9 protein-coding genes are annotated in these 14,153 nt (G+C 45.6%); 3 read left to right on the forward strand and 6 right to left on the reverse strand.

Going from position 1 to position 14,153, the window contains the following annotated elements; genetic code table 11:
- Window positions 1-208: 208 nt before the first annotated feature.
- The 3 genes from R7041_RS13835 (at window position 209) to R7041_RS13845 (ending at window position 3,335) form a co-directional block, all read left to right on the forward strand.
- A complete protein-coding gene (locus R7041_RS13835; RefSeq protein ID WP_047102894.1) occupies window positions 209-1,123 on the forward strand; it encodes a TIGR01777 family oxidoreductase in 915 nt (304 codons plus the stop codon).
- Window positions 1,124-1,167: 44 nt separating this feature from the next.
- Complete coding sequence (locus R7041_RS13840) at window positions 1,168-1,995, forward strand: SDR family oxidoreductase (protein ID WP_025766996.1); 828 nt, start codon at window positions 1,168-1,170, stop codon at window positions 1,993-1,995.
- Between the two features lie 485 nt (window positions 1,996-2,480).
- Window positions 2,481-3,335 (forward strand): co-chaperone YbbN, encoded by an 855-nt coding sequence (locus tag R7041_RS13845; RefSeq protein ID WP_005388628.1) that lies wholly within the window; start codon window positions 2,481-2,483, stop codon window positions 3,333-3,335.
- 60 nt (window positions 3,336-3,395) lie between these two features.
- On the opposite strand, the gene R7041_RS13850 is transcribed toward R7041_RS13845, so the two are convergent.
- The 6 genes from R7041_RS13850 to R7041_RS13875 are packed head-to-tail and all read right to left on the reverse strand — an operon-like array spanning window position 3,396 to window position 14,142.
- On the reverse strand, window positions 3,396-7,160 hold the full coding sequence (locus R7041_RS13850; RefSeq protein WP_064369051.1) for a cellulose synthase subunit BcsC-related outer membrane protein: 3,765 nt from the start codon (window positions 7,158-7,160) through the stop codon (window positions 3,396-3,398).
- Window positions 7,151-8,257, reverse strand: coding sequence for a cellulose synthase complex periplasmic endoglucanase BcsZ (gene bcsZ / locus R7041_RS13855; protein WP_054575226.1), 1,107 nt, complete (start codon window positions 8,255-8,257; stop codon window positions 7,151-7,153). The genes R7041_RS13850 and bcsZ overlap by 10 nt, the downstream gene beginning before the upstream one ends.
- On the reverse strand, window positions 8,257-10,542 hold the full coding sequence (gene bcsB, locus R7041_RS13860) for a cellulose biosynthesis cyclic di-GMP-binding regulatory protein BcsB (protein ID WP_017819964.1): 2,286 nt from the start codon (window positions 10,540-10,542) through the stop codon (window positions 8,257-8,259). The genes bcsZ and bcsB overlap by 1 nt, the downstream gene beginning before the upstream one ends.
- Window positions 10,532-13,165, reverse strand: coding sequence for a UDP-forming cellulose synthase catalytic subunit (gene bcsA / locus R7041_RS13865; protein ID WP_025766999.1), 2,634 nt, complete (start codon window positions 13,163-13,165; stop codon window positions 10,532-10,534). The genes bcsB and bcsA overlap by 11 nt, the downstream gene beginning before the upstream one ends.
- A gap of 3 nt (window positions 13,166-13,168) precedes the next feature.
- On the reverse strand, window positions 13,169-13,948 hold the full coding sequence (gene bcsQ, locus R7041_RS13870) for a cellulose biosynthesis protein BcsQ (protein WP_005382068.1): 780 nt from the start codon (window positions 13,946-13,948) through the stop codon (window positions 13,169-13,171).
- On the reverse strand, window positions 13,945-14,142 hold the full coding sequence (locus R7041_RS13875) for a hypothetical protein (RefSeq protein WP_021034149.1): 198 nt from the start codon (window positions 14,140-14,142) through the stop codon (window positions 13,945-13,947). The genes bcsQ and R7041_RS13875 overlap by 4 nt, the downstream gene beginning before the upstream one ends.
- Between the last annotated feature and the right edge of the window lie 11 nt (window positions 14,143-14,153).

The following is a 14,153-nucleotide window of genomic DNA, read 5'->3' on the forward strand; positions in this document are numbered from 1 at the left end:
GCTTGGTTACAAGACACCAACAGAGTATATTTATGAGCAGCTACTCTAAGTGTCGCACTTCAAACTTGATACTAAGTATTTTCTAATATGTGAAGTTAATAGTATCTCTGCCAGCTTGTCACTATCCCAGAAATAATGGTGTTGAGATGATCAAGCTAAGCACAAAACGACTATAATGTTCTAATACGTGTACATTCAAAGAGATAACATGAAGATATTACTCACAGGTGGCACTGGGTTTATTGGCTCGGAGTTGCTCAAGCTGCTATCAACTCACCAAGTTATGCTACTTACACGCTCTCCAGAGCGAGCAAAACAACGCCTACAGCATGCTGATCTGGGTAATATCGAATACCTTGACTCGCTCGAGTCGTTCGCCGATCTCAATCACGTTGATGCCGTCATTAATCTTGCAGGTGAGCCTATTGCGGATAAAAGGTGGACCAGCGAGCAAAAAGAAAAAATCTGCAAAAGTCGTTGGAAAATTACCGAGCAAATTGTTGAGCTGATCCACGCAAGTACCGAACCTCCCTCTGTTTTTATTAGTGGCTCGGCAGTTGGCTACTATGGTGATCAACAAGACCATCCGTTTGATGAGTGCTTACATGTTAATAGCGACGACTTTCCTCACGAGGTTTGTGCAAAGTGGGAGCAAATAGCCAAGCGCGCAGAGTCGGAGCAAACTCGGGTTTGTCTAATGAGAACTGGCGTGGTACTCGGCCTTAATGGTGGTGCGTTGGCAAAGATGCTATTACCTTACAAGCTTGGCGTAGGCGGCCCACTTGGGAACGGTAATCAGTACATGCCTTGGATTCACATCCTAGATATGGTCCGCGCCATCATGTACTTGCTTGAAACACCACATGCCCACGGTGCATTCAATATGTGCGCCCCCCATCCTGTGACTAATCGTATATTCAGCGGCACACTAGCTAAAACGCTAAAACGTCCGCATATCTTGTTCACGCCTAAATGGGCGATGGAACTCCTAATGGGAGAATCTTCCTGCTTATTGTTTGATAGCATGAGAGCCAAACCCAAAAAACTCACCGAACTGGGCTTTAAATTTAGCTACTCCAGAATAGAGCCAGCACTCAAGCACTTGCTTCATGACCGGAGCTGATGAATGATGGCTCTAATCAAGGTTTCTGAGTCTTAAATTAAATTATGAAAAAGTCGATTCTTATTACGGGTTGTTCAACCGGCATCGGTTACGTGTGCGCTCACGCCCTACAAAACAAGGGATTTAATGTCATTGCATCTTGTAGGAAAGAACAAGATGTCCAGCGCCTAATTAATGAAGGGCTAACCTGCATCAATCTAGACCTAAATAGCCCAGAAAGCATTTCTTCGGGCGTGAAGCAAGCGCTAGAGTTAGCAGAAGGTAAGCTTTACGCAGTGTTCAATAATGGTGCCTATGGTCAGCCCGGAGCATTGGAAGACTTACCCACCGAGGCTCTTCAAGATCAATTTCAGACCAACTTTTTTGGTTGGCACCAGTTGGTCAGAGAGGTGCTTCCTCATATGCGCCAGCAAGGCGAAGGACGCATCATACAAAACAGCTCTGTTCTTGGTTTTGCCGCAATGAAATACCGTGGTGCCTATAATGCATCAAAATTTGCCTTAGAAGGCTGGACAGATACGCTCAGGCTAGAGCTTGCGGATACGAATATCAAAGTGGCATTGATAGAACCAGGACCGATCGAAACTCAATTTAGAAACAATGCATTACGAGCCTTTGAGAAGTGGGTTGATATTGAATCTAGCCCCCATCGTCATGCTTATGAAGGACAAAGAGAGCGACTCAACAACGACAAGTCTAATAATCGATTTGTTTTGCCTGCAGAGTCTTGCATCGCACCAGTTCTTCATGCATTAACTAGCGTTTCACCGAAAATTCGTTATCGAATTACTACACCGACTAAATTATTCGCAGTCTTGAAAAGACTATTACCAACCCGTGTACTTGATAAAATTTTGCGACAGGCTGCATAAAAAAGTTTTGTCGAAATGTAATTTCACCGTAACAATGTGATGTCATTATGAACATGTAGGTTAAAAAAACCTCAACTAAACGAATCAATTTCTACGCAATTCAGCGGGGATTCTTTCGCCCAAAGTGATTGAGTTGCTTAGATTTGGTATCGCCACCCATTACGTTTTGTAGCAATGTTTATACTACTGCGAGGCAACAATGACATTAAATCAGCTTAACTGGCTTAGTGTGGGTGTAGTGTTGACCATGTTCATCCTATTTTGATACCGCACTAACAAATAGCATTAGAATTGCGCTGCTTCGGCAGCGTTTTCTTTTTATCTAACACCTGAGCAGCAATAACCTCACTCTATTACCTCACTCTATTACCTCACGTTTTCTCAAAATAGAATGATTCATTATTGATGGTGAATTTCGCTTGAATTTCACCTAAATCAACTCCATATCTAATATCAACGACAAGACACAAGGCAAGGATACTCTGATGCAATCCCCATTTATCGTTGAGATAACAGAACAGAACTTTCGCGAAACGCTTGAAGGATCAATGAACACGCCCGTTTTGATCCACTTTTGGGCCAACGCTCAGCCAGAAAGCGCACAGATACTCCCTGAGTTGCAATCTCTTGCTCAACAGTACAACGGTGCATTTACGCTTGCTCTACTAAATTGTGAAGATCAGCCCGCTTTAGCGTCTCAATTTGGCGTGCAAGTATTGCCAACTATCGCGCTGTTTATAAATGGTCAAGCCGTCGATGGTCTGGGAGGCCCCCAGCCAATTGATGCCATTGCTACCATGCTACAAAAGCATTTGCCAAGCCCAGATGAACAACTATTAAAACAAGTCAGTGAACTTCTTCAGCAAGGTGAGCATGCTCAGGCTTTGAGCATCATCCACACTTTGCCGCCAGAGCTGCAAGAGCGTGGTGATGTGAAACTCGCGATGGCTGATTGTTTGCTAGAAACCAAACAATTTGATATTGCCCAAGAACTACTGAACGCTATCCCTCTCGAGTATCAAGATAACTACTACAAGAGCCTAATAGCCAAGCTCGAGCTGCATTTGCAGGCTGCAGATAGCCCTGAGTTACAGCGACTAGAACAAGCATACGCAGCAGACATGGCAAACTTCGAACTCGCTTGTGAATTGGCGGTACAATACAACCAAGTTGGTCGGGATGAAGAAGCGTTGGAACTGCTGTGGAATATTCTTAAAAAAGACTTGGGCGCCCAAGACGGTGACGTGAAGAAGACTTTTATGGATATTCTCAGTGCGCTAGGTCAAGGTAACGCATTAGCAAGCAAATATCGTCGCCAGCTTTACTCAATTTTGTACTAAGCGTCGCATTCTTCTAGGAAGAAGACAACAAAGGCCGGGATTTCCGGCCTTTGTTTTTTGTTAGAAGTCGCTATACAACGTTGGTGCTACTGGCGGATACTCTATTGGTTGCCAACGATCATTAAAGGTGTACTTGGCATAAAGCATGAAATGGTTTGGTGTATAAAACTCAGAACGTTGTACATCGACTAACGCACCAAGATACCAACGTTTGCTGACTCGCTTTTCCACCGCCGCTTGCAACGACGTACCAAAACCACCACCTTTGTCTGACTCCGCTACTGTCGATAAGTATGGCGCGTCTTCCTTAGTCCAAGAGTTAGAGACGGATGCACTCAATTGATATGACCAAGAACTGTTGTATCGGCCATAAAAGTTGATAGGTAAAGACACCGAGAAGTAACTTTGCGGACTGTAGTAGCCACCGTGACCTAGCGTGTACTCACCCAGATTTTTGTCGTAATCAAGGTACATTAAGTTCGTACCTATACTTAAACGCTGGTCATCCGTTGCAATTAACTTGTAGTACGCTCCACCTAGCACGCCTAAACGAGTGTTGTCCTCAACCTTTTCACCAGTCAAAACATGATACTGCAAGCTACTCCAAAAACCGTAAGGGCCACCAATGTCCCAGCTTGAGCTCAACTTCACACCTGTACGAGCAACTCCGCCCCATTTAGTCCCTTGAGGGTCAGTCGTGCCGCTAGGGACAGACATTCCAGCATAAGAAAGCGCGCTACTGGTCTCTGGGCGACGCGAAGCTTCTGCCGTCCAACCGAACTCACCCAGGTCCCCATTGATGCGCACACCACCAACCCATGTGGTATGGTCGAAACCAATTGGTGTCGTGCCGATATCGACCAACCAATCTTCAGCCTGCCAGCCCACTCCAAATGCCATACCTGATGCGTCATTTTGGAACGAAGTGCTGTCAGAATCGGTGGTTTTTTCATAATAGTCCAACTGACCTGAATCGATAGAAACATAATCAGCTTTTAGCAACAGGTGTCCATCCCAGCTCTCTATCGGGATTCGGGCTTCTATGGGCACTTGATTCGAAGTATTACGGCCATCTCGTGCACTGTAATCCCAGCCAATCATGACATGCCCATCACTCCGATCATGCAGTTTATCGATGTCCGATTTGACGTTACGAGTCAACCAGTAGTCGTCAGCAGTATCATATAGCTCGCGTAAGCTTAGGGGTTCTTTTTTCGCCTCTTCAGGTTCACGATTTTTATCCATTCGGTCACGATTTAAGGCTTGATAGGCGCGTGTTTCAGCTAAGGCCCACTGTTGATTTATCATTGCTATAGACATGCTATTGCGAAACGCTAATGCATCAGCATCAGGCATCGCATCCAACAACTGATTTAGCGCATTAGCGTCATTCCGATAGCCTTGTTGATTAAACACCGCGACCACTGTCATCAACTGTGCCGCAGTTAAGCTATCGCGCTTTTTATTCAAAATGAGGTGCATGTCGTGATACGTCGCTTCATCTCCAGTCAAAGCACTGGCTTGCAACATGCCAATTTCTGCTTGAGTTTTAAATGGCTCAGGCTTTAAAGAAACTTGTTCATACAAATCCAACGCAAGCTTAGGCTGTTGATTAACCAGCATCAGATCCGCTTGACTCAACAGTCGACGGGTTTTGAGTTCATCAAGCTGTAATACTTCCGAAGCACTTAAATCTTGTGTTGCGGAATTTAATGCTAAGTCCGCGTACCAACGATCAAAATCTTCAAAGTGATTCAAGCTTACCATCATGCTGCCGTAAGCCAGTTTGTCATCGGTTGACCAATCTTCTGAAAGCGAAATGTTTTGGAAAATCCTCTCAGCTTCCTTAACTTCATCAATGTCTAACCACGCACTCACTAGACGAGCGAGCGGTTGAATTTGACCTTGATAATCCGACTCTAGCGCACGTAATATCGCCATTACTGATTCGGGAGAAGCTAAGTAACGCGTTTGAATGTCTCTCAACTGAGCATCAAGCTTCAAGCGGGTTAAATTGCGCTGCATTGCGTCTGTCATGTCATGTTGTGCGATACTCTCTAGCTCAGCGATGGCCTCATTCACGTTGAAGTCCTGCGCGAGATAAAGCGCGTAAGCAAATTTCATTTCAGGGTCATTACTAGATGTAGCCCAATCGGACATCAGCGTATCCGCGCGTACTTTGTCGCCCATTGAATGAACCACGTCAGCAATATCAAGCCTTAACCATGGGGAGGTTGGCTGTAGCGCAATCAATTCCTCTACGGACGCTTTCATCGTTGCCTGATCATTTTGAGCGATTGCGATCCGCAGACGAGTCAAAATAACTTCCGACTTGATGCTCGCTATTTTTTCAGCGACCACTTTCTGCTGTGGGGCTGAGTAACTGCGCGCGAGTGCTTCCGCGCCAGACCAATCTTGCTGCTGAATACGAACATCTAAGCGACCACGCAATGCAGAGCTATTGCTGCTATCCAGTTGCAAAGCTTGTTTGAAAACCTTCTCTGCCGCGGCATAATTTTCTTGTACCAGATACAAAGAGCCTAATGATGAATAAGCATAAGGTTGGGATTTATCTACTTGAATCGCTTTTTGATAAGCGCTTTCTGCTTGCTTAAACTGGCCTTTTTCGACCAAGGCATCACCTTGATCAAGATACGCCCAATATTGAGAAGTCTCGATTAGCGCTGCCCATTTTGAGGCCGAGTCAGGATTATGATCTAAGTGCTGAGCCTGTTTAAAGTATCCGAGCGCTTTTTGTTGCTGCCCTCTACGTAGATAAACCTTACCCATAGCACCAAGCAATTCAGGATCTTGCGGACGAGTCGTCAACGCATAACGCAGCTGAGCTTCTGCTTGGCCGGTTTTATCTTCCTCGAGCAACGCTAACCCTTTGAGCTTGGCGAGATAAGTGGGGTCTTTGCGTAGTTCCTTTTCCTTTTTCCAGCGATCTTTCGCGCTTTGATTCGCTCTTTGTATCTCCATGTCAGACGGGTAGTAGCTAGCTAAGATGGCATATTGCTGAACAACTTGATCTGAAATAGGCAATTGATCCAATGCACGCAACCACGACGTTGCCGCATTTGTTCCAACCGAAGGAGCAAGCGCTAACTTTTTATAGGTATCGAGAATCCATGGATCAGCAGGATTCTCTTTGCGAATGTGGTTGGCTAACGCGAGTTGAAAAGACGGAACACTAGGATAATTTGCATTTAAACGTTCCAGTCCCTGTTTTACCGAGCTCCAACTGCCTGGCAAATTACTTTGCAACTGTAGGAATTCCAGTTGTAACGCTGGTGATGGCATTCCATTTGGGAAAAGGGCTTTGTAAGCTTGAATCGCTTCATCGTAACGACCAGATTTTGCAAGCAACTGAGCGCGCTGATAATCCGCTCTTTTCTCTCCCTGAATAGCCATAATCGATGACAAGTTTTTCGCTTGAGTCGAATGAGGCGCCTGTCTGATTAAGCGCTCAAATACCGGTTTTGCTAATTCTGGCTGCTTACGTTTCAGATACATATTCGCTTGATAGAAAAGCCCCGTTGGATTGCTTTCTTCAATCGCGAACAGCCTCTCCAGAGTACTCTCGACAATATCATCTCGGCCAATCGCATCCGCCAGTTTTAGCTGCTCAACCAACCACTCAACCGAGTCAACTCGTGCTAATGATGTGGAAAATTGAACCAGCTCGATAGGCTTGTAGACCTGTGCGAGCTGCGACTTTGTCAGAGGTTTTGAGCTAAAGCTTTCTGCATGCACAGTGCCGACGCCACCAGCCGCCAAAGCAACCAGTGGAATCCACCATAACACGAATCCTGTTACTGACATCTCTCGCTCCATACAGGAAGCAATTCACCTTGCACACCAAAACGGTAACGTTCTTCATGCCAACCAAGCCCAAATAGACTTAATACGTTGTCGTAATAATGATCGTTTTTGTCCACCACAAGTTCATTTTGAGCACGACGAAACTGCGTCTCCAACAGCGCAGATTCACCAGAAGCCGCGAGTAACGGAAGAGCCGCAGCAGAAAAACCTGCGCTTCCTGCTTGGGTATATTTACCCGTTTCAGTATTTACTTCTCTCGCTGGCGCACCAAGGGCTTTGGTTGCCGCGACAAACGGCTGCATTTTTTGTACTAATACTGCTTTTTCTGAAACTTGGTCATTTAGCATACCCGCCCAAAGATAAGTGCGGATCGCGTTGTAACTGCCCATCGGCCCTGTAACCACATCTGAGCTATAACGACCATTTCTCAATACTGCCCAGTCTGGGCTAAAGCCAGCTGGCATCGTTTTCTCTAGCATGTGAACACTTGCCTTATACATTGAGTCCCAGTTGTATTGCGGGTACAGCGACTGCATACGAGCAATCAGTTGTAACGGAACATAACTCGGATTCACACGGTACTGGCCGTCGGCATCAAAGCCCGTTGGAGCTGGCAACAATACCGTTCCAACTCCCGCTATGTTGACGGTTTCTTCACGTAAAATACGACTCGCGATCAGATGTCCAAGGGTCTGATAGTAGTAGTTATTCCATAATCTCCCCGCCTCAACAAGGGAGTAAGCTATCCACAAATCTGAATCTGACGCTGGGTTAGAATCCAAGACTCCGAACTGACCATTTTCTTTTCTTCCCCACAACCAAGCAGGAAGCCTTGCCGTCAAATCCCCACCAGCCAAATGTGATTGAGTCCATTTTAAAACCTGATCGAAGGTTTTAGGGTCATTGGCAACCAAGGCAAAGAACAATGCGTAAGATTGGCCTTCCGAGGTTGTAATCATACGCTCGTCACTGCCATCAACGACTCGGCCTTGCTCCATGTATACCGACTTAAATGTTTCCCATTGTGGCCACTCGCAGGTGTTAGCCCACAAGTAAGGAGACACGAACAACATAAGGAACGAGATGAGTTTTTTCATTATTCCTCTTCCTCAGTTTTTTCTAAACGTCTAGACGCGACTTGACGTAATACGCGCCAAAGCACAATGGTTACGATCACCACTAGCAAGGCGGCAAAGCACGCAACGATGACTGGGTGATTAGAGAAGTGATACCAAACGAGCTGCCACACAGGAAGCTTACCGACATAGTAGTGCGAACCCACGTTGTAGCTTGCTACTTCGTTATTTCTCAACGTCACCACCGAGCCAAACATATGCTCCACTTTACCGGAGTCAGCCAACGCGCGATCAACCGACGAAAAATCTGACGGGTGAGCCGCCATAATAGAAATGACGCTGCGTTTTTTCGTAAATGGCGATTCTGCACCATAAATAGCAGCAAAAGAGCCTTCTGCCTCGACAGAAACATAATCTGCGGCGGCTTGACGAGCATCACTTGGACTCATCCAGTTCATTCCGAGCTGCTTTTCATTTTTGCTTGGTAGGCGAATTTGTCTCTGACCCTCTTTAACCACTAAGTTAACTTGGTCAGGATTATTAGCGGCTTCTTCTAATGCATCCACAACACCAATCGTCAGGATATCTTTATTTTTTAGTTGCTCAGCATTCCATTTATCTGTCAAAAGCACCTGAATACCTGGGTACCCAGAGTCACGTCCCAATGACCCCATGACGTTTAAGAAGGTTTGCAACACTTCTTTTGGAGCACTCTCTGGAACAACAATAGCAGTTTCTGACAAATCAGCCATGCGAGTGTAAGGAAAACCGGATGTAGCAAAAGCGCGCATATTTGGCATTTCGATGTAGTGGGGGAAACCACTAAAATCAATAGTAGAATCACCATCAATAACCGCGTATTGCTTACTTGGCTGCGTTACCTGGCACTGCCCATCGGTCACCGAAGCAAAGCCAAATTCGAACTCGATTCGGTTTTGACTACCCACCTTAAAAGCCGGAATGCGAACAAACGTATCACCACTTAGAATGCCATCATCTAACAAAGGAACACGTATACGGTTAGATTCTCCACCTTGACCTTTTGTGGTTAGGTTGAACGCCTCAATGAATTGGTCATTAATACTCAAAGTCAGACGAGAGCCGGAATGATCCGCAGCAGGCGGTGAATAACGATAGTTAAGATCCATCGGTATACCACGGCTTTGCCAAGTAAAGAGATCGGGTGGTAAACGCAAACTTACGTTGATTGGTGGAGGCGTTCGGCCTTCCACTTGCAGCATGCTTTTTTGTTCGACTAACTCAGACAATGCAACAGGACGAGCCGTACTCACCCAGTTTGGCGCATCGTACGGGACTCGTGGTTTGATTTGTTTGACTTCATTAATCTTCGCGATTGGTCCAGTAAGAAGTTGGTTTCCCAACGCCAAACCTTGCACCGCAATGTTAAGATCCTTACTGTCACGGCCTGTCACCAGAAGAAACTTCACGTACGGGTCTGTTGGATGAGTGATGACTTGAAGACGAGGGCCATCCGTGTCTGGAAAATCTCTCAGAAACTCAGGTTTGTTGTCATTGGTAACAAAGACAATGGCGTTGCGCTTAGGTAACGTGTCGACACTAAAAGGGAATTGAGCACCACGCCAACCCGCAAGAGCACCAAAGTAAGAGCTCAAGACACCGGCAGCCTTGACATCATCTAAATCGTATTTGCTACCCATCACGACAGGCAGATTTAACTGGCTGAAATCACGGACATCAAAAAAAGGAGCCGGTAACAAACTCAAGTCACTTTCCAGCACTGTCTTTTGAGCAAGCATCTCAATTCGACTACTTTGGCTAATCTCAGCCCAAATGCTCGAGTCATTGGGATTAGCACAGTCTTTCTGAGTATTCCCTATTAACTCAAAGCGAATTTGGTTGTAATTACTAAAGTAACGAGTGTCCAGCGGCATAGATAAGCTCAACTTTTTGCCTTGCTGGCCATCGACGATTGACGCTACTCCCATAAGTTCGTTGTTCAAATACACTTTGACGTGAGAAACCAAAGAGAGCAACGCTGGCGAAGGTGTGATATCAAAGTGCAACGTTGCTTTAGATACCACCTCATCGAGTCGCGAACCGAAACCAATATAAGCACTGGCCTCACTACCTTGGATAGCAATTGAACCACTGTAACCTAATTGACTAAATGGGATGACGCGCTTAAACACGGTCGAATCTTCAGCATCTTGCTGTGCCAAAGGCATTGCTTGTTGCTGACTTACTTCTTGTGCCGCGAGACTGCACGACATACACATGAGAGTGATAGCCGTTGTCAACGCTGTTAGTTTTTTATTATTTAGCATGACTTGAGGTCCTGATTGGGACATAACGAGGTCTTAGTGACCAAATAAATTCGATACAAAATAAAAGTGCATCCACACTGACCTGAACAAACTTAGGACAATGTTGCAGCAAGCGTTTGTATCCATTAAAGCCGACTTGCAGTACAGCCTGCATACTCGATAGAGGTTTATCTGATTGATAACCTTGTTGCCATTTCGCCCATGTATCTGCACGTGCAAATGTACATTGGACGTATTGGATTCGTTGTTGATGAGACAATTCGTTGAGTTGTAAACCAAATATCCCCTTATGAGCATAGGCAACCGTCATAGGGAACACGAATTCTTGGCCACCTCGATTGAGGATCACTTCTAAGGTTTGACCGAGTAAGTAAGCACAGGTTGGTTCATCGACCCCGTCAATTTCTATGCGCACGCCCCCCAAAGAGAAATCCTTCATCTGCGCTTGTATTAAATGCCCAGAATTAAGCCTAACCGCGACAGGAATCGCCACCTCTACTCGGTGATCTTTTCGCACTTGTTTAGCTTCTACTGCAACCGCAACGGCAGCACCTAAAATCAACAGGTTGTACATCGTCCATACGAGATTCACGATAACTGTACCGATTTCATTTTGAGGCCCCCACCCCATTCGGTAAATCCCTACAGCGAAGCCCAAAATGTTGAGTGCAACCAAAACCAAATATGGTCGAGAGATCACCCAATCGTAGTGAGACTTTTCAACCAAACCGCCTTTTGCCGTTACGTTGAATGTCCCTTTATGGGGCGCAAACAAAGCCACCGTTGTTGGCCTTGCGATATACCAAGCAAGCACGGTTTCGTATACCTCACCCCAAAACGAATAACGGTAGTCACCCTGCATACGAGAGTTGGTCATGCTGGCGTGAATCATGTGGGGTAATACGTACAAAATGATCGCCAGCGCTGGTGCATAAATCACGTAGGAATGCAGCAACAAATAAGCCAAGGGTGCGATCAGGAATACAATCCTCGGGATACCAGATAGAAAGTGCAGCATGGCATTGACGTAACAAAGCCGTTGAGAGAGCTTAAGCCCCTTTCCAGTCAATGGATTATCTACCCTAAATATCTGCGCCATCCCGCGAGCCCAACGAATGCGTTGCCCAACATGTGCAGACAATGTTTCTGTCGCCAAACCAGCAGAAATCGGCTGCTTAAGATATGCAGAACGATAGCCTAAACGGTGCATGCGCAGAGACGTGTGCGCATCTTCCGTCACGGTTTCGACTGCAATACCACCGACTTCCTCTAAAGGCTCTCGACGTAAAATAGCGCACGAGCCACAGAAGAAAGTCGCATCCCATAAGTCGTTACCATCTTGAATCAGGCCGTAAAACAAGTTGCCTTCGTTTGGCACGTTACGAAAGTTCGATAAGTTACGCTCAAAAGGATCCGGTGAGAAAAAATGGTGCGGCGTCTGAATAAGCGCCAACTTTGGATCTTTCAGGAACATCCCCATTGTGAGCTGAAAAAATGCTCGTGTAGGAATATGGTCACAGTCAAAAATCGCAACAAACTCACCGCTGGTCTGCTTCAACGCATAGTTAATGTTACCGGCTTTCGCATGTTCATTCGTTGGGCGGCGGATGTAGTTCACCCCTACACTTTTGGCGAAATCTCGGAAGCTATCACGCTTGCCGTCATCCAGAATGTGGATGTTAAGTTTGTCTTTCGGCCAATCGACACCTAACGAGGCATAAACCGTCGCTTTCACAACATCGAGATCTTCGTTGTAAGTAGGGATCATCAAGTCAATGGTTGGCCAAGTTGACTGATCCGGTGGCATCGATACTGGTTTGCGATTCAATGGCCAGATATTTTGGAAATAGCCAAGCATTAGCACAATCCAAGAATACGTCTCAGCTAGAAGTAAAACGCCCCCTAGAAACAAAGCAACAGGATCGTCCCAGTTCAGGGTAGACGAATAACGCCACCACAAGTATCGACATGAGGCCGTAACCGACAAGATGATCAAAAGCATGGTAGGAAAACGACCCGGCATGCGACGGACCATCATCGCTAATGCCCAGAGTAACAGCACAAAGACAGTCTGAGCCTGATAACCAAATGGCACCGTAAAACAAAGCAAAGCGATTAACACCACGAAAAACAGCAAAGTGTAGTTCAACGCCATCGCGGACTTACTTGCTTTAATACGCTCTCGAACTTGTGGATCTTTGATGTTGTTCGCTGTCTGTTCTAACCAGCGGACGCCTTTTGCAACCAATTCAAATGGCAAGTAGAACGCATTGCGAATTTGCTCGGCTAAAGTCATCGCTAAGCTGCTGGTTTTTTTGGACCATGCTGTATTTACGTTTTGCCTGAAGCAAAGCAACCACACGCTTTGGATAATAAAACGTACAGGATCAAACCATCTTGGCGCAGCAAAATTAACGTTTGGATAGTAAACCAAAGGCAGTTTCCATGAGGGAACACCCGAAATAACCGGCTTTAAAAATACAAAACTCAATGAAAACCAAAAAGACAAAGCACACTCACCAACCCAGTTTGTTTTACAATTCCAGGCTTGCTCGTAAGCGTTCTTCTGCAGTCTGAATTGATCCACTACCCAACGTTGGAAAATCAGATTAAGACTTCGCATAAATTAGCTTTGGTCCTGAGCGCTTGATAACGCTGATACACACCAAAAAGCAAAAGACTGAAAATCTTTTGCGGCTTGGCTCGATGGCGAATAGTGTTGAACGGTCGTCAGGTTTGCCACACATTCAAGCAATGCCGTATCTCGATGAATCGAAACAGGAATCAAGGATTCGCTAAGTTCCTTTTTCAGCACCAACATGAAATCACGACCAATTTCGGTTTCTGGCTGATACTTATTCACCAAAAAACGTAATTTGTCAGAGCGAAGCAATCTCGATAGCTCTTCATGTTGTAGCCAAGATTGAAGAGTGAGATAACTCAGGGCGTCTGCCGTTACCACCACCACAATCATATCCATTGAGTCGACAAAAGATCGCACTTCAGGATCAGTAAGCTCTGCTAAGTCGGCGTGAAAAAGCAGCCACTGCTCACCACGGTTTTCGCTCACTTGCAACGTCATTTCACCTAGCATTGATAGATAGTGAGAACGCTCATTAAAAAACGCTTTTAACTGCTCAGAATTCAGATGGCCAAACGGTAAAAAAAGTGCACCTTGTGGGCTTTCATAACCAGCCTGGGTCCAAGGCTTATCTAAAAGAAGTTGTTTCGCCCAGCCTCCTTGCTCTTCCCTCGGCAAGCCAAGATGAGCTTGCAGTAAACTGTTAGGCACCACCTCAATGGCCAGTACCTGTTTGTTTATCTTAACTAACGCTTGTGCCAAATTCGCAGCGACGGTCGTTGAGCCACAACCGCCTTTTAAACTAACAAATAGAAGGCGCTTCATATCGCTTCCGTTTCTGAATTTTTCTGCGTATTACGTACCAAAGATAGAACATTACGAGCACCGTTGGCTTTGAAGACTTGCCACTTATTTTTAACTTGTACGTAAGACTCGTTTTCTGTTGTTTCAATATACGTGTATTGAGTTAAGTTATAAGAAGAGTAGATCGAATTAATATCTTTTGCAGACTCAGTCATAGAATTTTTCA

The organism is Vibrio sp. 1751 (genome assembly GCF_033339895.1).
Lineage (GTDB): Bacteria > Pseudomonadota > Gammaproteobacteria > Enterobacterales > Vibrionaceae > Vibrio > Vibrio alginolyticus.

Bases quoted from the DNA above. Each gene is read 5' to 3' on its own strand.
- bcsB (WP_017819964.1), bottom strand. From the start codon at position 10,542: ATGCTAAATAATAAAAAACTAACAGCGTTGACAACGGCTATCACTCTC.
- bcsQ (WP_005382068.1), bottom strand. From the start codon at position 13,948: ATGAAGCGCCTTCTATTTGTTAGTTTAAAAGGCGGTTGTGGCTCAACG.
- R7041_RS13840 (WP_025766996.1), top strand. From the start codon at position 1,168: ATGAAAAAGTCGATTCTTATTACGGGTTGTTCAACCGGCATCGGTTAC.
- R7041_RS13875 (WP_021034149.1), bottom strand. From the start codon at position 14,142: ATGACTGAGTCTGCAAAAGATATTAATTCGATCTACTCTTCTTATAAC.
- bcsA (WP_025766999.1), bottom strand. From the start codon at position 13,165: ATGCGAAGTCTTAATCTGATTTTCCAACGTTGGGTAGTGGATCAATTC.
- R7041_RS13835 (WP_047102894.1), top strand. From the start codon at position 209: ATGAAGATATTACTCACAGGTGGCACTGGGTTTATTGGCTCGGAGTTG.
- R7041_RS13850 (WP_064369051.1), bottom strand. From the start codon at position 7,160: ATGTCAGTAACAGGATTCGTGTTATGGTGGATTCCACTGGTTGCTTTG.
- R7041_RS13845 (WP_005388628.1), top strand. From the start codon at position 2,481: ATGCAATCCCCATTTATCGTTGAGATAACAGAACAGAACTTTCGCGAA.
- bcsZ (WP_054575226.1), bottom strand. From the start codon at position 8,257: ATGAAAAAACTCATCTCGTTCCTTATGTTGTTCGTGTCTCCTTACTTG.